At 47.0% G+C, this 462-nt stretch carries 1 protein-coding gene; it reads left to right on the top strand.

Annotated elements, in window-relative coordinates:
• Positions 1 to 462, top strand: a 462-nt coding sequence (locus ACYVRA_RS08775) for a metal ABC transporter ATP-binding protein (RefSeq protein WP_461252335.1), incomplete at both ends; no start/stop codon positions are given.

The raw sequence follows: 462 nt of genomic DNA, 5'->3' as shown, positions 1-462 counted from the left end.
CTAATAGACTGTCAAAACCTTTCATTCGGGTATGACGGACACATTGTAGTCTGCGGTTTGAACTTTTCCGTTCAGGCCGGGGACTTTCTCCTTATTGCCGGGGAAAATGGCTCCGGCAAATCTACGCTTGTAAAAGGACTGATGCGCCTGATTCCTCCAATGGAAGGAAAGCTAAATTTTAACCCTGATTTTAAACAGTCTCAAACAGGATTCCTCTCACAGCAGACCGCCGCAAAACAGGACTTTCCGGCGGGTGTCATGGAAATTGTGTTGTCTGGGAATTTGGGGAAAAAAGGTTTTTGGCCGCTTTATACTCATTTGGAAAAACGCGCGGCGGAAGAAAAACTGCGCCTGCTTGAAATTGAGGATTTAAAAAATCGATGTTTTAGGGAATTGTCCGGCGGACAGCAGAGGCGCGTGTTACTCGCGCGTTCCATTTGCACCGCTGAAAAACTTCTCGTG

The sequence above is a fragment of the Treponema sp. R8-4-B8 genome, from assembly GCF_054786175.1.
Note: the sequence above shows the minus strand (reverse complement) of the source record. Positions and strands in the feature narration are given on the sequence as shown.